The organism is Spirosoma aerolatum (genome assembly GCF_002056795.1).
GTDB lineage: Bacteria > Bacteroidota > Bacteroidia > Cytophagales > Spirosomataceae > Spirosoma > Spirosoma aerolatum.
This window is the reverse complement of sequence record NZ_CP020104.1, coordinates 5,652,144-5,672,899: the sequence shown is the minus strand read 5'-3', so window position 1 is coordinate 5,672,899 and position 20,756 is coordinate 5,652,144. Positions and strand designations below refer to the sequence as shown.

Annotated in this window: 17 protein-coding genes, 1 pseudogene and 1 riboswitch; of the genes and pseudogenes, 7 read left to right on the top strand and 11 right to left on the bottom strand. The window is 50.2% G+C overall.

Annotated elements, in window-relative coordinates:
* Nucleotides 1–43: 43 nt before the first annotated feature.
* Nucleotides 44–1,312: an asparagine synthetase B gene (locus tag B5M13_RS23475; RefSeq protein WP_080060056.1), complete on the top strand. Its 1,269-nt coding sequence runs from the start codon at nt 44–46 to the stop codon at nt 1,310–1,312.
* A 60-nt stretch (nt 1,313–1,372) separates the two neighbouring features.
* On the opposite strand, the gene B5M13_RS23470 is transcribed toward B5M13_RS23475, so the two are convergent.
* From B5M13_RS23470 to B5M13_RS23440, 7 genes and pseudogenes are all read right to left on the bottom strand, one after another.
* Nucleotides 1,373–1,714, bottom strand: coding sequence for a hypothetical protein (locus B5M13_RS23470; RefSeq protein WP_080057981.1), 342 nt, complete (start codon nt 1,712–1,714; stop codon nt 1,373–1,375).
* Entirely contained in the window at nt 1,711–2,118 is a 408-nt protein-coding gene (locus B5M13_RS23465; protein ID WP_080057980.1) for an acyl-CoA thioesterase, read from the bottom strand. Before B5M13_RS23465 ends, B5M13_RS23470 begins: the two co-directional genes overlap by 4 nt.
* Nucleotides 2,108–2,371, bottom strand: coding sequence for a cysteine-rich CWC family protein (locus tag B5M13_RS23460; protein ID WP_080057979.1), 264 nt, complete (start codon nt 2,369–2,371; stop codon nt 2,108–2,110). The genes B5M13_RS23465 and B5M13_RS23460 overlap by 11 nt, the downstream gene beginning before the upstream one ends.
* 92 nt (nt 2,372–2,463) lie before the next feature.
* A complete protein-coding gene (gene metE, locus B5M13_RS23455) occupies nt 2,464–4,797 on the bottom strand; it encodes a 5-methyltetrahydropteroyltriglutamate--homocysteine S-methyltransferase (protein WP_080057978.1) in 2,334 nt (777 codons plus the stop codon).
* A gap of 250 nt (nt 4,798–5,047) precedes the next feature.
* A riboswitch (cobalamin riboswitch) is annotated at nt 5,048–5,265 on the bottom strand.
* A 194-nt stretch (nt 5,266–5,459) separates the two neighbouring features.
* Nucleotides 5,460–6,806: an amidohydrolase family protein gene (locus B5M13_RS23450; RefSeq protein WP_080057977.1), complete on the bottom strand. Its 1,347-nt coding sequence runs from the start codon at nt 6,804–6,806 to the stop codon at nt 5,460–5,462.
* 42 nt (nt 6,807–6,848) lie between these two features.
* Entirely contained in the window at nt 6,849–8,270 is a 1,422-nt protein-coding gene (locus B5M13_RS23445) for a carboxylesterase family protein (protein ID WP_080057976.1), read from the bottom strand.
* 97 nt (nt 8,271–8,367) lie between these two features.
* Nucleotides 8,368–8,784: pseudogene (locus B5M13_RS23440) on the bottom strand (apiosidase-like domain-containing protein); the annotation flags it as partial.
* Nucleotides 8,785–8,922: 138 nt separating this feature from the next.
* On the opposite strand from B5M13_RS23440, the gene B5M13_RS23435 reads away from it, so the two are divergent.
* The 5 genes from B5M13_RS23435 to gnd all read left to right on the top strand — a co-directional run bounded on the left by B5M13_RS23435 (nt 8,923) and on the right by gnd (nt 13,749).
* Nucleotides 8,923–10,452: a hypothetical protein gene (locus B5M13_RS23435; protein ID WP_245859453.1), complete on the top strand. Its 1,530-nt coding sequence runs from the start codon at nt 8,923–8,925 to the stop codon at nt 10,450–10,452.
* A 267-nt stretch (nt 10,453–10,719) separates the two neighbouring features.
* Entirely contained in the window at nt 10,720–10,980 is a 261-nt protein-coding gene (locus B5M13_RS23430; protein ID WP_080057973.1) for a hypothetical protein, read from the top strand.
* A 208-nt stretch (nt 10,981–11,188) separates the two neighbouring features.
* Nucleotides 11,189–11,668 (top strand): glutathione peroxidase, encoded by a 480-nt coding sequence (locus B5M13_RS23425; RefSeq protein ID WP_080057972.1) that lies wholly within the window; start codon nt 11,189–11,191, stop codon nt 11,666–11,668.
* Nucleotides 11,669–12,100, top strand: coding sequence for a MarR family winged helix-turn-helix transcriptional regulator (locus B5M13_RS23420; protein ID WP_080057971.1), 432 nt, complete (start codon nt 11,669–11,671; stop codon nt 12,098–12,100).
* A 194-nt stretch (nt 12,101–12,294) separates the two neighbouring features.
* Entirely contained in the window at nt 12,295–13,749 is a 1,455-nt protein-coding gene (gnd, locus tag B5M13_RS23415) for a decarboxylating NADP(+)-dependent phosphogluconate dehydrogenase (RefSeq protein WP_080057970.1), read from the top strand.
* 95 nt (nt 13,750–13,844) lie between these two features.
* Here the strand turns inward: gnd and B5M13_RS23410 are convergent, their stop codons facing one another.
* The 3 genes from B5M13_RS23410 to B5M13_RS23400 are packed head-to-tail and all read right to left on the bottom strand — an operon-like array spanning nt 13,845 to nt 18,291.
* On the bottom strand, nt 13,845–14,723 hold the full coding sequence (locus tag B5M13_RS23410) for a DUF6671 family protein (RefSeq protein WP_080057969.1): 879 nt from the start codon (nt 14,721–14,723) through the stop codon (nt 13,845–13,847).
* Nucleotides 14,705–16,939, bottom strand: a complete 2,235-nt coding sequence (locus B5M13_RS23405) for a DUF2309 domain-containing protein (protein WP_080057968.1) — start codon at nt 16,937–16,939, stop codon at nt 14,705–14,707. The genes B5M13_RS23410 and B5M13_RS23405 overlap by 19 nt, the downstream gene beginning before the upstream one ends.
* 8 nt (nt 16,940–16,947) lie before the next feature.
* Nucleotides 16,948–18,291 carry a proton-conducting transporter transmembrane domain-containing protein gene (locus tag B5M13_RS23400; protein ID WP_080057967.1) on the bottom strand — a complete coding sequence of 448 codons (1,344 nt, stop codon included), beginning with the start codon at nt 18,289–18,291 and terminating at the stop codon, nt 16,948–16,950.
* Between the two features lie 104 nt (nt 18,292–18,395).
* Between B5M13_RS23400 and B5M13_RS23395 the strand changes: the two genes are divergently transcribed.
* The gene (locus tag B5M13_RS23395) at nt 18,396–19,238 is read left to right on the top strand and encodes a LysR substrate-binding domain-containing protein (RefSeq protein WP_080057966.1); all 843 of its coding nucleotides are present in this window, start codon (nt 18,396–18,398) and stop codon (nt 19,236–19,238) included.
* 248 nt (nt 19,239–19,486) lie between these two features.
* Here the strand turns inward: B5M13_RS23395 and B5M13_RS23390 are convergent, their stop codons facing one another.
* Entirely contained in the window at nt 19,487–20,746 is a 1,260-nt protein-coding gene (locus tag B5M13_RS23390; protein ID WP_080057965.1) for an FG-GAP repeat domain-containing protein, read from the bottom strand.
* Between the last annotated feature and the right edge of the window lie 10 nt (nt 20,747–20,756).

Sequence of the window (20,756 nt, the reverse complement as noted above, 5' to 3'; positions counted from 1 at the left end):
TGGCTACACATGACGATGAATTAGGTCAAAAATAATGCACGATATGAAACAGCACTTAACTTTTCTGCTGGTATTACTGGCTTTTGTGGGCTGGGCAGCTCCTGCCTGGGCCAATTACGTCCTGATTCCGATGGACGACCGACAAACCAATCATCTGAAAGCGTATGGCATTGCCTATAAAGTGCTGAAAGACGATCAGGAAGTGGAATGGCTGCTCAATTACCGGGGCGGCAGTTTTATGATGAAATACACCAAGTCTGTGGAGACCGAATGCCGGGTTCGGGGTGTGTCGTTCGAGGGCATTTCAGATTCGCAGGCTGAATCGATCCGTCAGCAGTTGGCCAATCCTGATGTAAATATGGATGTGGTCAAACTGCAGAAGGCCGCTAAAATCATCGTGTATTCACCCGCCAAAGTTGGCCCCGCCGAATTTGAAAATACGGATGCCGTACTGCTCGTGCTGACCTATGCCGAAATTCCGTATGAACTGGTGTACGACGAAGAAGTGCTGAAAGGCGATTTACCCAAATACGACTGGCTGCACCTGCACCACGAAGATTTTACGGGTCAGTTTGGGCGTAACATGCACCGGCAGTCGCTGGCCGACATCAAAGCGCAGGAAGACATTGCCCGTAAATATGGCTATTCGAAAGTATCACAGATGAAGCTGGCTGTTGCCAAAGGAATCAAGCAGTTCTGTGCGGGTGGTGGTTACCTGTTTGCCATGTGCTCGGCAGCCGAAACGCTCGATATTGCACTGGCGGCTGAGGGCGTCGATATTGTCGGGAGTAGCTACGATGGCGATGGCATGGACCCTAATGCGCAGGAGAAACTGGACTTCAGCAAAACGTTTGCCTTTGGCAACTTTACACTCGAATCCGACAATGGGTATCGCGGTTTTTCGACCTTCTCGGATATTAATTCGGCTGCTAATCGCGGATTCGATGAGCCCAGTGGCTTTTTTGAGCTGTTCAACTTTTCGGCCAAATGGGATGCTATTCCATCCATGCTCACCCAGAACCACGAAAATATAATCAAAGAGTTTTTTGGTCAGACGACAGCCTTCCGCAAAGGGGCGGTCAAGCCCAGTAGCCTGGTTATGGGCGAGGGCAAAACGTCGGATCGTTATATCTATGGCGAAATGGGCAAGGGACAATGGACGTTCTATGGTGGTCATGACCCCGAAGGAACACGGGGGGGCGGTTTTCGCAACCCAACCGATCTGAATCTGCATCCGCATTCGGCGGGTTATCGGCTTATTCTTAATAACGTACTGTTCCCATCGGCTCGTAAGAAAAAGCGCAAAACCTAGGCGAAGGTCACAAATCACCCGTTGAGCAATTTGATCAGGATAAAATAGCGATCAAGTTGCTCAACGGGTATTTTCCGGACTTTCCATAGCATCCAGTAGAGCCTGTAGCTCATGGCGTTTGTCGGTTGGTAAATCAAGACAATAGTGGTCAATTTCAAGACGGAAGCGGTACCACTGATCGCACGAAAGGATGACCAGTTCGGTCGTAAAATTGACTTGATCTGTCTGATTGGTAACTTGAGATGGGTTAGTAAATGGGCTTCGGTGAATCGGTAGGTGCGATTTTAATGCCGTGCTGATCTGCCGTAATAACTCTTCGCGAATGAATCCATCCAGAATGGAGGCAGGTACTCGGCCCGTCGTATCAGCCAGCTTTAAATGAGTCGATGCCTGGTATTTCATAACACACGAATAGGGTTTCGATGCTCATCCAGGGCCACAAACGTAAATGAGCCGTGGATGGCCCGGTGTCGCTCCAGGGCATACATTTCTTCGACATAAATTTCAACCCCGACCCGAAGGCTGGTATTTCCCACATGTTCGACCCGTCCGATCAGTTCAATGATGGTGCCTGCTGGAATGGGTTGGGTGAAATTGATCTGATCAGACGAAACCGTTACCATGCGCTTACGGGCAAAGCGAGTGGCTGTGATAAAAGCCACTTCGTCCATAAGTTGCATGGCTGTACCACCAAACAGGGTGTCATAGTGGTTGGTGGTATTGGGGAAAACCGCTTTAAAAATTCGGGTTTCCGTCGAAGCGATTCGCTTGGCAATGGTGTCGGTTTGTTGCGGGTTAATGTCCATAAAGAATTCGGGTAATGGCTTTGTTATAGTCAAGTTGATTGTAGGCTGTACGAAGTGCCAGCAGACAGTCGGCACACAGACAGTCGGCACACAGACAGTCGGCATAGCGTGTTTCAATATACTGTTGCTGTTCGGGGTTAAGCCTGACGGGTTGGCATTGGCAGAGATTAATGCTGCCTACCCGGCACTCGAAACGTCGTTGGCAGCGTGGGCAGGTTTTCGATTCATGTTTATTACAACCGGCTTGTTCCATTTTAGTACATAAGCGTTGTCGTTTTCTGTTACTGTATAACCGTGTAAATCGTTACCTGATGGGTACCCGCTGAGTACCCATCAGGTAACGATTTACACGGTTTCGAAGACTGATTCGCGGGCCTGCTTCGCTGCCTGAACCATGTTTTTCAAGGCTTCGGTTGTTTCTGGCCATCGACGGGTTTTGAGGCCACAGTCTGGGTTGACCCACAGATTTCGGGCAGGTAAGACCGCCATCGCTCTATGGAGTAAACGGATCATTTCCTCAACGGTTGGTACGCGTGGGCTGTGAATGTCGTATACGCCGGGCCCGATTTCATTGGGATAATTGAAGTTTACAAAGGCGTCGAGCAATTCCATCTGCGACCGTGACGTTTCGATCGTAATCACATCGGCATCCATATCGGCAATGGCATCAATGATATCATTGAACTCTGAATAACACATATGCGTATGAATCTGGATGTTGTCGGCCACACCCGACGCGGCTACCCGGAATGCCTGCACAGCCCATGTCAGATACGTAGTCCAGTTTTCCTGCCGGAGCGGTAAGCCTTCGCGAATGGCGGGTTCGTCGATCTGGATGATTTGAATACCAGCGTTTGCCAGGTCCATCACTTCGTCGCGAACCGCCAGCGCCAGTTGTAGACAGGTGTCTCGGCGTGGCTGGTCGTCGCGGACGAACGACCACTGTAAAATGGTTACGGGGCCTGTCAGCATCCCTTTAACTGGTCTTGGGGTTAACGACTGGGCAAACTGCGCCCAGCGAACAGTCATAGGAGCTGGCCGATATACATCGCCATACAGAATCGGCGGTTTCACACAACGTGAGCCATAGCTTTGTACCCAACCGTTTTCGCTGAAAGCAAATCCATCCAGCAACTCCCCGAAATACTCTACCATGTCGTTCCGCTCAAACTCGCCATGTACCAGAACATCCAGCCCAAGGGTTTCCTGCCAGTCGATAGCTTCCCGAATCTGCTCTTCAATAAATGCTTCGTAATCAGCCTGGGATTTTTCCTGCTTTTTACGCTTGGCCCGATTGGCACGTATGGCTTCGGTTTGCGGGAAGGAGCCGATAGTGGTGGTGGGGAATAGGGGCAGGTTTAATTCGGCCTGTTGGGTCGTTTGCCGTTGGCCGAATGGGCTGTTACGCTGACTATCGGCATCGGTCAGGTTCTGCACACGTGCCTGTACGGCAGGTCGATGAATCAGCGGTGAGTGCTGACGATTGATGATAGCCGCCCGGTTGGCTGCCCGTTTTTGCTGAGCGATCTGGTTTTCTGGTTCGTGCAATAACGTGGCCAAGGTAACGACTTCATCCAGCTTCTGTCGGGCAAAAGCCAGCCATTGCTTGATTTCAGCAGGTAAACTCTGGTCAGCCGTTTCGTTCTGCAAGTCACAGGGGACGTGCAGGAGCGAGCAGGAAGGCGCTAGTAAAATGCGATCTATTCCTAAAGCGTCCACAGCAGGCTGGATAAGCTGGAGCGATTGGTCCTGGTTATTGATCCAGATGTTGCGCCCGTCGACTACACCTAGGGAGAGAAGTGTGGAACGATGGGCCAATTCGGTCTGGAGGATGTCACTTAATTGCCCTGAGCAACGAACCAGATCAAGGTGGAGGGCGTCGATAGGCAATTGAGCTACCGTGGCCAGGTTGTCGCCATAGCATTCAAAATAAGACGCTAGCAGAAACTTAAGATCCGGGGTTGCCCGACGAAGCTGCGCATAGGCACTCGTAAAGGCATCTCGTTGCGCCTGCGTCAGGTCTAGCGCCAGACAGGGTTCATCGAGCTGAATCCAGTTGGCTCCCTGGGCCTGTAAGCGGGATAGAATTTGCTCGTAAATCGGCAGTAATCGGTCGAGCAGGTCTAGTTTCTGAAATCCAGCTTCTTTTTCTTTGCCTAATAATAGGTACGAAACGGGGCCGATCAGTACAGGTTTAGGTATTTGGCCCAACACCTTTCGGGCTTCATCAAACTCGTTGAAGAGTGTATCTGACAGCAACTGGAACGATTGTGTAGCTGTAAATTCGGGAACGATGTAATGATAATTGGTGTCGAACCATTTGGTCATCTCCATCGCCTTTATATCCAGTTCGTTTTGCTGATAACCACGGGCCATGGCAAAGTAGAGGGTCAGACGATCCGGGTCAGCGGAGGTTGTCTGCTGTAAGGGCTCGAACCGTTCGGGAATCGCTCCCAGCATCAGCGACATGTCCAGCATCTGATCATAATACGAGAAATCGTTGCAGGGAATGAGCGAGATACCGGCCTGCTGTTGGGTTTGCCAGTTGGCTTCCCGAATGGAGCGACCGACCTGCTGCAATTGCTGTGACGTAATTTTGCCAGCCCAGAATTGTTCACAGGCTCGTTTGAGTTCGCGGTGGTTACCGATCCGGGGGTAACCCAGGTTGTGCGTACGCATTTTGTTTTGTGTTTTAAGGTGTTAAAAAACGCCCGTTTCGGCGCAGGGCCGCCCGTGCGGTCCGATTTGAAACACCCACCCGCCAAAAAATAGCAGGAGTCACAGAGGGCATAACTTCCCCACACCCATACACCATAGCCCAGAACAAAATGTGCGCACATAATGCCCGAACTGTTCGTGTACAGAACAGCGGATAAAATCATGAAATCTGTAAATCAATGCGTGAACCAGGCCCCAGGTCGTGAGGGCATAGCCATTGAGAAGTCCGGCAAGTCTCCTGGCTTGTATCATTGGTACCGCCCTTCTCATCTGAAAAGACAATGGGCTTTGTTGGTACCAACTTGTTTCGTTGTCAGAAACGGATACTTACAGTAGCACGTCTGCTCGTGATTTTCACACGATTCCTTATTAATTCCAGTTAGAGCCAGGAAAGATGCCCTAACGGAAACCGATCTTCCGATTGACGGGTGTTACAAAGAACTCCCAAAAGTAGGGATAAAATTTTTATTCCTGGTTAAGTTTTACAAACCTGTCCTGGATTCGTCATCACGTTGCCGGGCACACGCTGCCTGAAATGAGGTGACGTTTCGTAAGTGCGTAATGCTAGAGAATACTAGTTGAGCTAATTGTAGGAATATATGGCCCACCCAGCCTTTGCCGGTTCAGGAGTCCTGATGGGGATAGGTCTTTTTGACAGCTGCCAGCATCTGATGTAATTCGGCAGCACTAAACCAGATACCTTTCAGCATGACCCCATTAATTTTTTTAGTGTTGGCTATGTCTTTTAACGGATTCCCTTCCAGCAGGACCAAATCTGCTTGCTTGTGAGGCTCAATCGTACCGACTTTCGATTGATTCTTCAGGAAAATGGCCGCATTGACCGTACAGGCTTTTAAAACCTCGTATTCAGGTAAGCCTGCACTGACCAATTCCTGGAGTTCTTCGTGGATGCTGAAACCAGCTAGCACATAGGAATTTAGGCAATCGGTTCCGGCAATAAATCGACCTCCATGTTTATGGATTAATTGGGCCATCTTTTTTTGTAAACTGTAATGGTCCCGGCTGTAATAATGAAGGCGCTGTTGCCAGAACGTTCGGGTGATCTTATCGACATAGCGTTCGTAATTGGTCGGAATACTGGGGTCGTTCGGATGCTTCTGCATGTTTTTGTAGACCAGTAGGGTAGGGCACATCCATTTTTTGGATTGACCAATCAATTCTAATCGTTTCACCAACGGCAGATGTGGCGAGATGGGACTCACATCGACATGCTCCAGCGAGTATTGACTAGAAGCCAGTACTTCGTTAAGGTCTACCTGAAAGGGAATGTGGCCCACTACCGGAATCTGTAGCGAATCGCCTACCCGTAAAATTTCCCGGTATAGCTCCTGGGGCAACGTGTGGTAAATTTTAATAAAATCATAACCGGCCTTAGTAAACTGAATAACCGCCTGACGGGCCTCCTGCCTGGTCCTGACAATCCGGCTAAACTTCCACACATTCGGACTTCCTTCCAGAATTGGGCTGGTCGTGTAAAGCGTTGGGCCCAGAAGTTGACGTCGATTGATTTTTTCGCGCAGGCTAAGGTGAAATGGGTACCCGGCCATATTCCGGACCGTCGTTACGCCATTGGCTACGAAGAGAAGCAGGTTGTTATCATCATTGATGTGTACGTGCAGGTCGTTCAGTCCTGGGATAAGAAACTTGCCGGTTCCGTCGATAAGCAATGGATGGACAGCCGTATCTATTGCGCTTAAGTCAGGAGTGAGCTGCTTAATTCGGCCATTTTCGACCAGTACATGGTAATTGGATAGAAGGGTATCCTTTGTCATCGGAATTACCGAAACATTACGGATCAGGTAGGTGCCTGCTTTTTTTAGGGATTCTGTTCCAAATTGAGAAGGTAGCCCGGATGCCAGGTGTATGGGGGGGAGCGCTTTGGGGGCAAAATAAAAATAAGCTACCAGTGCCAATCCGAGAATGGTGGATGGAAACGCTAACTTTTTCATACCGTTGAGGGAGTGGGGTTAACAAGAGGTATGGAGGGGTCTTTACTGTGATTTTTTCCGTTTCTGGGCAAATAGCCAGTCGAATAGCCCAGGTGTAGTTGCCAGACCGGGCCGCAGATCATGTCCTATACCCTTAAATTCTGTATAACGCGGATGGCCACCCGCTTTCTGTATGGCCTTAACGACGTTTCGGGAGCCTTCTACCGGCACATTCTTATCATTATCACCATGAAAGGCCCAGATCGCTACGTCCACCATGTGGTTAGCTAAAGTCGGATTCCCTCCTCCGCAGAATGGGAGCGCAGCCGCAAATACACCCGGATGGGCCCCAATGAAATGCCAGGTTCCATAGCCTCCCAGCGACCCTCCAGCTACGTAACGCCGAGTGGTATCGATAGAAAATTCGTGTTCCAGAGTTCGCATTAGTTCAAAAACGACCGTATCCCGAGCTGCTACATTAGGTAACCCGCCCCAGCTACTGCCAAGCGGACATTGGGGAACCAGCACAAAGGCAGGGTATTTTTTTCGGTTTTCGGGTTCGGCCAGTTGCTGAACTTCCCAATTCGCCAATTGGCGGATATTGTCTGTTCCGCAGCCTGCCCCGCCATGTAGACTGATTACCAGGGGATAGTTTCGGGTAGAATCGTAGCCTGACGGTTTGAGCAATCGGTACGACAAGGTATCGCCCCGCGAATTAATAAACGTTCGGGCTTCGAAAATCCGAGTTAGTTGGAGAGCTTCCTTTGAGGGATAACGGGCACGAATGCCCTCACTAAATAGAGGTACGCCCAGAAACAGCAGTGCAGCTACGCCGAGCAAACGAGCAGCATCGATCAGCATGTCTGGCCAAGTGGCTATGGCCGATTGAGGGATTGGCGAATGAATTTGGGATTGTTTCTGCCAGAAATGTCCAATCAGCAGCAAGGGGGGAATGTTGCCAGCGAAGGAAAGCCATTGCTGAATGCTGATCAACGTCGGATTGCCGGGCGTCATATGCGTTCGGATGGACCAGATCAATAAGGCCAATGTGCTGCCTGATAAGATGAAGTAGACCAGGCCTGCTCCTTTCAACCAGCTATTCCTTCCAGTTCGGGACACAACCAGGCTACCGGCGTAGATAAGGCTGGCACCAATATCCAGAAAGAGTACGGGCAGATAATAGCGCTCGAATGCCCGCGTTAAAGGCACCAGCGTACAATAAAGCAGAGTCGCGCGCAGCAGGGCGGTGGAAAAAGCGAATAGGCCTGTCCAAAAGGCTACCTGGTATGGCTGCTTATACAAATAGCGGAGAAGAAAGCCTGTGCTAAGAAACGAAATCAGATTGGCTGCCAGAAAGAAATTGGCAAATGAGGGAAGCGTTGGAAGGCTTGCCCCTATTTGAACAAAAAAATAGCTTTGCAAAAGACCAACTGCAACGGTAAGCCCTAGGAAGAAAATCGTATTCTGATAGAATTTCTTAGTCATCAAATGGCCTGCCCCTGCAGTCTCTTAGGAAAAGTGTGAATTTATGTGGTAGTCAACTAGGGCATCTCGTTCATATACGCTATAGCCCTCCGTAGTTTTTGGCAGCGGTGCTTTTGAAAAGCTTGTCGCCCCAGGTGGGTAGAAAGGCAATAACAATTCCGTACTGAGCCGCTTTATCAACAATGTAGTCGACATGCATGATATAGGCTTCGTTGGGTTTGGTCGGGTCGTTGTTCTGAAGGGGTGTCTCACCATAGGGATTGAGTTTTTTCAATCCGTCAAATTCCGCCAGTGCCACCGCCTGTACGACCGTGAAGCCCTGTTCGGCCCGTCGCTTCAGGTATTGCTCGGCTTCTTCGCGGTTGAGTCGGTGAAATAGCTCCCAGGCCGTATCGCCCAGCCAGAAAAAGGGGGTGCCGTTCTGATGAACCAGATACCGCTTATTGTCAGCTACTTGTAAGCGGCCATTGGCGAACGGTTGCTGGGCTGGACCAGGTATTGACTGAAAAGAAATCCGACCCAGATGATGAGTTTTTTCATAAATACGGGTTTAGACTAGGAAACCGATATAAACTGACTCAAAAAGACAACTGAACCGTTCGCCTACCGTAGTGGCCGACGGACTAAACCTGAAAACGATACCTTCTGACTTATGTCTCAAATGCTTCATGCCGGCCCTGTGCAGGTGCGTTATGAGCAGGGATTCCTGCGCTACTTTACTCATACGGATACAGAAATCCTTCGGCTGATCTATTTCGCTATTCGTGACCACAACTGGACCACAGCCGCCTTTACCATAACCAACGAATCGATAACTCAGCAGACAGACACGTTCCGTGTTCAATATAATTGGCAGATCGACGACCTGGGTATTCAGATGACGGGTAACGTTGTGATGCTGGGCGATGAAAAGGGGAGGATCTCAGTCGATTTTTATGGGAAGGCGCTCAATTCATTTCGGAAAAACCGCATTGGGCTTTGTATACTACATCCGATCGATGGCGTATTGGGCCAACCGGCTCAGGTCGTAGCCCCCGATGGAACGACGACCGATGCGCATTTCCCGACATTTATAAAGCCCCATCAACCGTTTCTGAACGTACAGACGCTGCGTTGGAAACCGGCGTCCGGCCTGACCTGGCAGCTTGATGTTGCGGGTGATGTATTCGAAACCGAAGATCAGCGAAACTGGTCCGATGCATCGTTTAAGACCTATTCAACCCCGCAGGTTCGGCCCAAACCCGTTACCGTTTCCGCTGGCGATGAATTTCAGCAGAAAGTGATATTGAGTCTGGCTGAGGAGGAGTTGACAGCCCCAGCAAACGACGAGAAACTACGTGAGATGGAGGAGTTTGCGGTATCAACAAAGCTCACTCAGCCACGTATTGGTGTCGGGTACCGTACGGGTGGCCCCGCCCTGACCGATGCTGAGGTCACTTTGTTAGGGCAACTGAACTTGTCGCACCTGCGTGTCGAAGTGTTTTTTAGCCTGACCAACTGGCAGGAATTGCTTGCGCAAGCCCTGGCGGATGCGAATCGTCTGGCTATTCCACTCGAACTCGCGTTGTTTTTCGGCACAGAGCCAGCCGCCGAATTAACAGCGTTTCAGCAGGTTGTAGAAACACAGGCTGTGGATATACAGACCATCCTGCTTTTCGATGCGGCCACTTTGCGAACATCGGATGAGTTATTGGCAGCCGTTGTGCCCATCCTACGAAACACCTGGTCAGAAGCCGCTATCGGCGGAGGAACTGACGATAACTTTGCCGAACTAAACCGGAATCCGTTCGATTTTGAGCAGGTCGATTTTGTGACTTATTCGGTAAGTCCGCTGGTCCATGCGCTCGATGATCTGACCTTGTTCGAGAATCTGGCCGGTCAGGCCGAAACAGTTCTGTCGGCCCGGAAGCTCAGCGGTGGTAAACCCGTTCATATTTCTCCGATTACTTTCCGATTACGATTCAAAACCCTGGAAGGCACGGCTACCGAACGGCTGAATGCCCCAGCCGATCTTCGACAGACGACTGAATTTGGTGCCGACTGGACGCGCCAAAGTCTGGGTACGTTAGCCAAGGCAGGTATTGAATCCGTAACCTATTACCAGACACACGGCCCCGGTGGACTGGTCAGTGGCGACATGACTCATCCGGTCTATCATGTTTTTAAGCAACGCCTGAGCTGAGTAAAGGCAGGATGGGGAATTGACTTTGTCGTGGATAAAAAATTGGCCTTGAGATGAAAATTGAGCATTGACCCAGCAGTATACGTTTAAACAGGGTCATAGTTTACTACGGTAAAAACACATGATTGTTCGTTTATTTGGAAGCCAACAATCAATGCTTTAGTTAGTTAATCAATCTATCAGGCTTGCGATAAGTCTCATAGATTGATTAACAGTGTAGCGTAATCGGCCTGGTTAGGTACGCTGAATTAATGAACGGTAGCACTTATGACCTTCGAAAAACTGTTCACTATTGTTACCCCGCTTATGGGAATTGCTGTGCTGGGGTTGATCATGATCGGGTATGGTTTTGTGAACCCGTCGCAGCAGAACAATGTACTACAGTTTATTTTCGGCATTCCCATTGCTTTAGGAGCCATCGGTGCTCATTTCCTGATTCTTAGGATCGTGCGCAATAATACGCTCAGTATGTGGATTATCGAAGCCATAATCGTTGGCTTCCTATGTTATGCTTTCCCGAAAATGTAGCCAATGATAATCTTTAAGGTTCGGTATCAGCCTTCATTCCTCTATGACTAATAGGCAGGATGAAGGAAACTTTTATACATTTGTATCGTAAGCGATATAATCGCTTACGATTATTTATAATGCCCATTTTTTCAATATCCATTCATATGCTGGTTTCCTGATAGAGGAAGAAGCGTAGACCAAGTGACCATAACTATAGTAGCTAATCATGGAAAGTACGTTTTATCAATTATCGGCCAGAACCCCAAAAGGAACACCTATCCCAATGGCCGATTTTAAAGACAAGGTTGTTTTAGTGGTCAATACCGCTACCCAGTGCGGCCTGGCTCCGCAGTTTGACGGGCTGGAGGCTTTGCATCAGCGGTATAAAGATAAAGGGCTGGTGGTGCTGGGATTTCCCTGCGATCAGTTTGCCGGACAGGAGCCTGAAAACAACGACACTATAGAGCAGGTATGTAAACTAAATCATGGGGTTACGTTCCAGCTTACTGAGAAATGTGACGTAAACGGCCCGCATACGCAGCCCGTATTTCAGTATCTGAAAAAGGAACTGGGGGGCTTTCTGGGGAGTACAATTAAGTGGAATTTTACGAAATTTCTGATCGATAAACATGGACGACCCTACAAACGCTATGCGCCGGTGGTCAAGCCTGAGGCTATCGAGAAAGACATTCAGAAATTGCTATAAATGGAGAGTAAGCGCACATCCCTGAAGCTGGAAGATCAGCTCTGTTTTCCGTTATACACAGCTTCCCGGCTGGTAACGCAGTGCTACGCACCCATCTTGAACACGCTGGGAATCACCTATCCTCAGTATCTGGTATTGCTGGTGTTGTGGGAAAATGATGCGGTGAACCTGAGCTTTATTGCACAACGTTTACAACTTCAATCGAATACGCTTACCCCTTTGCTTAAACGGATGCAGGAACTAGGGCTGATAACCCGGACCCGTTCGGAAACCGATGAGCGTAATATTGTCATTGCCCTGACCGACAACGGCAAAGCGCTCAGGCAGGAGGCTGCCCAGATACCGCTATATCTGGCCGATAAGTTGCCATTATCAGCCGAAGAAGCAGTCCAGCTATATCATATCTTGTATAAACTGATCAGCAAGGTGTAGTTGGCCATGTGCCTGGGCGAGGTACAGAGGACGTCGTATTTAAAAAGTAGAAAAATGCCCAGAAGTCTGATGGAGTAACAGTTTATGCGTAAACTTGCCGCGCTTAAGCAACGAGAATAAGTAGGAACGTGGGGCAGCGGTTCTTACCAGAGCAAAACGTAGCAGTATCGTATCATTCACCAAATAATAGCATAATGTCAGAATCTGCAGATATTGGCCTGATTGGTCTTGCCGTAATGGGCGAAAATCTGGTGCTCAACATGGAGAGCAAGGGGTATACCGTAGCCGTTTTCAATCGGACGGTTGAAAAAGTCGACCATTTTATCAATGGCCGGGGAGCCGGGAAAAACTTTATCGGAGCCCATTCTATTGAAGAGCTGGTGGCTTCGCTGAAACGCCCTCGTAAGGTGATGATGCTGGTAAAAGCCGGGCAACCAGTGGATGATTTTATTGAACAGATCATTCCGCATCTGGAACCAGGCGATATTATCATTGATGGCGGTAATTCGTATTTCCCCGATACCATTCGCCGGACCCAGTATGTCGAAAGCAAAGGTTTCCTGTATATCGGAACGGGCGTTTCGGGCGGTGAAATCGGGGCCTTGCATGGTCCGTCCATGATGCCTGGGGGCAGCGTGGCGGCCTGGCCGTTTGTGAAAGAGATTTTTCAGTCGATTGCGGCCAAAGTAGACGATGGCACCCCCTGCTGCGACTGGGTAGGTAGCGATGGCGCCGGGCACTTTGTCAAAATGGTACACAACGGGATCGAGTATGGCGATATGCAGATTATTGGCGAAGCCTATCAGGTCATGAAAGACCTGCTGGGTCTGAGTGCCGACGAAATGCATGAGGTGTTCAAAAAATGGAATACCGAAGAGCTGGACTCCTACCTGATCGAAATTACGGCCGATATCATGGCGTATAAGGATGAAGACGGTACGCCAATGGTCGATAAGATTCTGGATACCGCCGGACAGAAAGGTACGGGTAAATGGACCGGAACGGCTGCATTGGATGAAGGTATTCCGCTCACGCTGATCGGCGAATCGGTATTTGCCCGGTTCCTGTCGGCACAGAAAGACCTACGCGTAGCCGCTTCGAAGGTAATTAGTGGTCCAACAATTGAATTTACGGGCGACAAGGCCCAACTGCTGGATGATTTGAAAATGGCCCTGTATGGTGCCAAAATCATCTCCTATGCTCAAGGATACAACCTGTTTATGGCAGCCGCTAAGCAATACAAATGGCAATTGAACTACGGCGATATTGCCTTGATGTGGCGTGGTGGTTGTATTATTCGGTCGGCCTTCCTGGGCGACATCAAGAAAGCTTTTGATAAGAATCCGGCTCTTCCGCACCTGCTGCTCGATGATTTCTTCAAGGAGAAAATCGAAGCGGCACAGGCGGGATGGCGTCGGGTGTGTGCCGCTGCCCTGAGCAACGGTATTCCGGCTCCGGCACTCACCTCCGCCCTTTGCTACCTGGATGGGTTCCGTAGCGAATGGCTACCGGCTAACCTGCTGCAAGCCCAGCGCGACTACTTCGGTGCTCATACCTACGAACGGATCGACAAACCACGCGGGCAGTTTTTCCATACGAACTGGACAGGCGAAGGCGGTGATACAGTATCGACAGCGTACAATAACTAATTTACGAGCTTTATAGAACGCTGATTGTTATGCTCATTATGATTTACACAGATCATAATGAGCATAACAATCAGCGTTCTATTTTAGAAACGGTTTTAAGGATTACAAACGGGACAATACCCCGGATCGGCTTGTGTAAGTCCATCCGAACGACCTCGTATCGCTCGACAGGCGCATAGTACACAGCCATCGATTTCGTAGTTGGTTAGTTCCGTTTTGTGGCCGCATTGACGACAAGGTAATCCTTTTTCGGAACCTACCTTGCCCCAGCCAGGCGTGTCGCAGGCCGGACATACACAGGAGAGACGATCGGCCAGCTGGGTTGCCAACTCGCCAATGACTTGCATACGAGTCGGATTGAACTGCGCCCGCATATCCGTTTCGACCCAGACCGTACCCTTCGCTGAGTAATGCCTGGATGCTTCGTAAGCTGCTTCCAACGCTGTCTCCGTTTGAATACCTTTAAAAACAGGCCCTTTGGTGGCCCGGTCGGTTGGTCGCACGATGAGCCCGTGAGAAGGGAAATGGCAAGCCTTAGCGAAGGCCAGCAACGCTTCCCACGACTGTACTTGCCCCGTCTGGTAGTTGGTATGCTCACTTAGCTGAGAAAGGTGCAGATGAAACCCTCGTTTGCGATCAATAAAATAAAGGATTTCCTCATCACAGGGTAGATAGGGCAGAAAGGGGTGCGCTCCGAAACTACCCTCGCTGGCCAGCGCATAGTCAACTTTGTCTCCCAGCTTTTCCAGCGCCCACTCGCATTTGCGCCGGGCACAGGCAAGCGCAGTATCTTCGCGATCAATTTCCCCGGAAAATGTTCCTAACTGGTCGGTATCGACGACATATTCCAGGATACTCGCGTTTAGCCGGGACCAGAACGGAGGGCCTATCGCTATGGATTTAGCATGCTTGGTGGTCAGGATGATACAACTTCCTGTATAAACCGATGCATGTTTTAGGTGAGGCTTTGCCATTGGAAGTCACGCGTTAAAAGATAGGGCTGGCTATCCTGAGGCTCCAGGCAGGCTAGTTGTACCCATCCGTTTCCAAACAGTTTCTGCAACACCGGCTGAGTCTGAACCAGCGCAATCAACAGATCACGAGGAGCATAAACCACCGTCAGTAGTCGCTGGGGTTCGTGGTAGGCCTGTTCATCGGAGGCATAGACCGACTGTAGCGGTAGGCCCGTCATCAGATCACTCGCATTTCCCTGCATGAGGCCTATTTTGCCGGTGATGTTCTGAGTTAGTTTACTGCCTCCGCCATAGGCAACATTATCCAGGGTAGAAAACAGGTATTGGGCATTGATCCACTGTGCTACCACCATCGGTGCAGTCAGTATCGTTGTGAGGATGGTACCCTGTGGGTCCTGCGTGTAATCGTACGAGTGCAGAAAGCAGCGCCCTTCCAGATTTAGGGAGGTAGTCAGCGCACGAGGAGCAACGATGAAGGCCGCGTTACGAGCCAGCCCCCATTCGGGCCGAACCTGAGCCCAATCCACCGAACGCAGCCAGGTTTGCTGGACCTCATCAGATCCTGGTCGGAAAGATGGAAACTGCTTGAGTCGTTCAATGCTGTTGGACAGTCGGGCTTTTGCCAAATCATGACTGATTTGTTGAAGTGGCCCGGAAGTACTGTCGCCAAAGAGGGTAACTTCATCGGTGGTTGTATTGTGTTCAGCCGCGACAAATCGAGTGGTATCTGGAATAATGATGCCTTTTTTACCCAACTCCTGTCGTACCTGTCGATCGTTTAGGATTCCCGCCAGCACTCGGGCGTTGCCTCCGCCGTGTCGTCCACCACAGGCTCCGCAGTCGAGGGCTGTGGCATAGGCATTGTTCTGGGTCGAGCTACCATGTCCACAGAAAATAACCACAGGAGCAAAGTTTTGGGTAAGCCCCATAGCTCGTAGCGCCCCTTCGGCGTATCGACACTGGTCTATACCTGAAATAGAGTTCCAGGAGGACGCTGCTGCCATCGGTTTTCGAATGGAACGTACAAGCTGATTCTGTAATCGGTAGGCCAGCCCAGGCACCAGACTGCGTAAGCCCATCCAGGTACCACTGGCAAGCCCCAATCCTTCAACCAGAGCAAAGGGGGTAGTAAAGGTATATTTCAGCGATTGGTAGAGCCGCTTGATTGTCTTGAGCTGTGCATAGCTTTTGCGATCCCGCTGTTGTTCTGTCGCCGTACCGCAGGGCGATTCGTGTATGGTATGGTTGGGAGTGAGCAGAACCGGGCAGGAAGCATACGACTCTCCCGTCACGGTATCGGTGATCTGAATGGGTAGACCAAAGAAGCCCGCAAACCCAAGCGTCTGATAATCGCCTGTCGCTTCCAGGGCTCGGCGAAAGGGCTCTGAACGAACATCGATACAGAAAACAAACTGGGCGTCTGGAACATGGGGGCCGGGCAGCGATTGGGCGGCTAGCTGTTTCAATAAGGGCAGACGGAACGTACGTTCGGCCTGTTGCAACTGCGCCAACTGATTACCGCCAGACGCAGTATTTTCCAACACCTGCTGGTGCCAAGTCAGCAACGTCCGGGCTTCTGGCCAAAGCAAAGCCGTGATGATGACACGTAAGGCCAGGTAGTCTACCTGGGTTACCGGGTGGGGATGATGGGCGTCCAGACCGGCCCAGTCTGTACGATAGCGAATATAGGAGGCCCAGCCCGGTAGGGTCGTAAGCATGAGGGTTAGAAACTGTTCATGCTCGTCGTTGGTTATGCCTAGCTGAAAAAGCGACTCCCGGAGGGCCTGGACTGGCTGTTCAGGCAGGTTTGCCAGCCATTGCCGTTTTGACGTATCCTGATCATACAGGCTTTTATCATGGATGGCGAGTTGTCGCCAGGCTGCGAACAACCCTAGGTGGCGCATGGGCATGGGTAAAGTGGCCTGGCCATCGTCGGCATATACCGTTAGCCATTTGATGGTTTGTCGGTTAATGGCTTCTATGGGCTCGGGTAGGGTGGGCTGCTGGAAGTAGGCCTTTCCCTGCGCCAACGCTTCTTCAATGGGTAACTCTTCGAAGCCTTGAAGGGGGTTAACGGCAATCAGGTTCTTCAACGGCCAGAAGGGAGCTATCTTTTTGAAGCTACTCGTTACAGAATCAACTACTTGAGTTGCATACAGGTTGTCGATAGGGTCGATCATAGGATCGGTGGAGGGAGGTAACAGGACGGTTTCCATTGGTTGTGTTAGCGATAGTGGTAGTAGTTGCGGTGTGAGGTTATGGTAGACGGGTGGGGCTGGCTTGCATTGAGGGCCAGCACGTAACTTTTCAAGGCCCACTCTGGAATCGAGCCGGTTTTTGCTGGCTTTCTGATAAAGAGCATACCTATCCACGACACTGAGAGAACGAGTAGCCCAGCGATATGGAAAATGGTTAGGGGTTGTGGCTGCATCGGGTCCATGGGGGTCATAAATCCGGTAATAAGTTGTACGCTGCTACCGTAGATCAGTCCCGCCAGGGCCGTACCGAGGATAGCGCCGGGAAGTGTTCGTACTGGATGAATCCGCAACAGGGGTAAGGCAAACTGGCTCCCCGACAGCAATACAATCCCGTTCAATACAAGCGTTGTATTACTGGCAAACCAGGTTTCTCCACTGGTAAGGGAAAAACTGGCACTACCGATCAGACCACAGAGCAGGGAGCCGAAAAAGGCAGGCAGACTAGGTGGATAATCCAGATCGATACGTTTTTCCTGGGCGGCACTTCCACTGGATAGGAACAGATACGCTTTGAATAGACCATGCCAGACCAGATGCGCTACCGCAGCCGGAAATAAACCCAAGCCGCACTGAACGAACATAAAACCCATCTGGCCCATGGTTGAGCAGGCCAGCATCCGCTTTACATCAGGTTGCATCAGCTTCCAAAAAGTGCCCAGCCACGCCGTCAGAAAGCCTATCATAGCCAGTCCCATCAGTAGGAGAGGACTTTGTAGATAAAGGGGCGCAAATCGTACCAGTAAGAATCCTCCGCCATTGATCAGACCTGCGTGCATGATGGCCGAAACGGGCGTTGGCGAATTGAGGGAACTAAGCAGCCAGCGATGGAATGGCCAAATTGCCGATTGGCTCATGGCGCCTAGTATCAATAAGCCTAATGCTGCCCACATCGGTGGCGAAAGGATAGGCTGACGAATCAATGCCTGGATGCTGGTTTCGCCCGTTGTCAGGTAAAACAGGCCAAAAGCTGTGGCGATACAGACCGACCCTACAATGAAGTTTTTAGTAGCTAACCAACCGGCTGCTTTAGCTGCCTGCCAGCCCGATTTGTGGACCATCAAGCGAACCAGTAGCCCGTTACTAACGCACCAGCTTACCAGCAGTAGGCCCATATGATCTGCGCTGACCATCAGAATGACTGAACCGATCAGTAAACTAAACCGAACAAAAAACGCCCGATATTGACCATCCCCTTTCAGATAGCGGTAGGCGAAACTACCCACACACAGGCCAATAAAGAGGACCAGAATGATCATGACCAGGGCCAGTCTATCGACGTGAAAGAAGTTGCCGAGGATAAAAAGTAGCATTCGAGTATTTGTTTATAAGTTATATTTGTTTTAGCGCTCAAATGTATTAGCTATTCTAATATTAGAAAAACTCGAAATTCTAATACTTTTTATTAGAAAATCTTATGAATATCGATACCATTGCCCTCCAGTGTTTTATTGCAGTAGCTGAAACGGGGAGTTTTACCAAAGCCGCCGATCGGGTAGGCCGGACTCAATCGGCAATTAGTCAGCAGATGACCAAGCTGGAAGGCTTACTGGGGAAGTTGCTGTTGGTGCGGGGTAAAGCATTTACACTTACCCCCGAAGGAGAGATTTTTCTGGGCTATGCCCGGCAGATTTTTGCCTTGCACCGCGAAGCGCTGGATCGCTTTAAAGAACCCGATCTGGAAGGGGAAGTACGATTCGGCTTACCGGAGAATTTCGCTACCGTTTACTTGTCGGATGTACTGGCCGATTTCTCACGAATTCACCCCCGTATCCTGCTGAAAATTGAATGCGATCTGACGCTGAATTTATTCGAGCGGTTCAAGCAGAATGAATTCGATCTGGTGCTGGTAAAGATGAATCGGCCCGAAGACTTTCCGAATGGGTTGGATGTGTGGTCGGAGCCGCTCAAATGGGTAGGGGATACCAATCTGATTGATCCTGGAAAGCCTGTTCCGCTGGTGTTGGCTCCCCAGCCTTGTGTGTACCGGGCTTCGGCTATCAAGTCCCTTGAGCAGTCGAGTCGTGCCTGGCGATTGGTATTTTCAAGTCCGAGTTATGCCGGAGCGGTAGCGGCTGTCCGGGCAGGTATGGGTGTTTCGGTGATGCCTCAGACTATGATTCCTGCTGATTTACAGGCTATTGATGCGACGTTGTTACCTAAATTAGCGGATACCCATGTGTCGTTGATTAAGCATATGGCCAACAATGCGGCTATCAATACGCTGGAAGAGTTTGTGCTTCGACGACTTAAACACTGAGTCGATGAAAACGCATTTCGACAGGATTAACAGGATTGATGTACTTACCTCAATCCTGTTAATCCCGAACCTGCTTGAACTTTTATTTTGAAAGATATTTTTGTCATTGCGACGAAGGAGCAATCTTCGGGAAAGATGGTTTTATGAGCTTCCGAAGATTGCTCCTTCGTCGCAATGACAAAAACTACACCGATTAGAGTTAAATCTAGGAAGTTTCAACAGCATTTTTGTCAATCCTGTTGAAAGAATTACTTCTTAATCTTATTCTCAAGCAGGAATACGCCGTTTTTATTGGCGACAATAATGTCGGGTTTCCGGTCGCCGTTCATGTCGTGAACCGTGATATTCAACCCTGAACCTGAATCGGTATCAATGATGTGTTCTTTGTAGTACGGCTCTTTGCCGGGCGTAAACTCAAACCACATCAGAATGGCCGGATCGCTGTCGCCGGGGTCACGGCCGTGGTGCGCCAGAAAACGCTTGCCTGTAATATAATCCTTCTGGCCGTCGCCATTCAGATCGGCCATGATCGACGAGTGGGTTTGAGCGGTTGTGTTGCTCATCAGGTGCGTCTTGAAGTTGATCTGGCCCTGCTCGTCGGTAATTTGTTCGTGCCACCACACACCCAATGCGTGTGCCGATGCACTCACTACATCATTTTTGCCGTCGCCGTTTACATCCAGTATCTGCATGTGCGAGCAGGGTTCGCCCAGATTGGCCGGATGAAAGACCCAGTTGCCTGATTTTTTGTCGGCCGTTCCTTCAAACCAGCCTTCCCGAATCACCACATCGTTGAAACCGTCCTTGTTGATATCGCCGAAGCCGATGCCGTGTGAGAAAATTTCGGTGCCCGGTACGTTCTCTTTGCTGAGTGGATAACGTATCCAGGCTGTTTCGCCGGGTTTCGAGGGCGCTTTCAGCCACACAATCTGCTTTTTGTCCTTATCACCACAAAGGATGTCGAGCCGGCCATCACCGTCGATGTCGATAAAACCGGGCGACTCGTTGGCAATCCCCATCGAATTAGCCAGTATGTGTTTTTTCCATTCGCCCGGCGTGGATTCGCCCGTCGCGTTGTTTTTCGGATTCTCGAACCAGAATCCGGGCTTACCGGGGAAGTCGATAATCACCACATCGTCCCAGCCATCCTGATTCACATCCATGCCCATATTCAGAAACGAATCACTGTACTCTTTACGCGGATCGTATGTACGCGAAGGCGCTATTTCGTGACGGGTCCAGTTGGGGGCTTCGAACCAGTAGTAACCGGCCACAATGTCCATTTTGCCATCTTTGTTCAGGTCGGCCACGGCAGCTCCCTCCGAGATGAAATCGCGGGTAAGCGTCGTCTTCTTGAAATTGCCCTCGGGAACGACTGGCTTGGTGGCTCGCTCAGTACTGGCGGCTGCGGCCTGTTGCTCCCGAACCCTCATCAAGGGTTTATCCTGGCTATAAGCCGTAGTGAGCCAGCAGGCAAGTATAGTTCCGGTTAATGCGATTGTTTTCATAAAATCATCG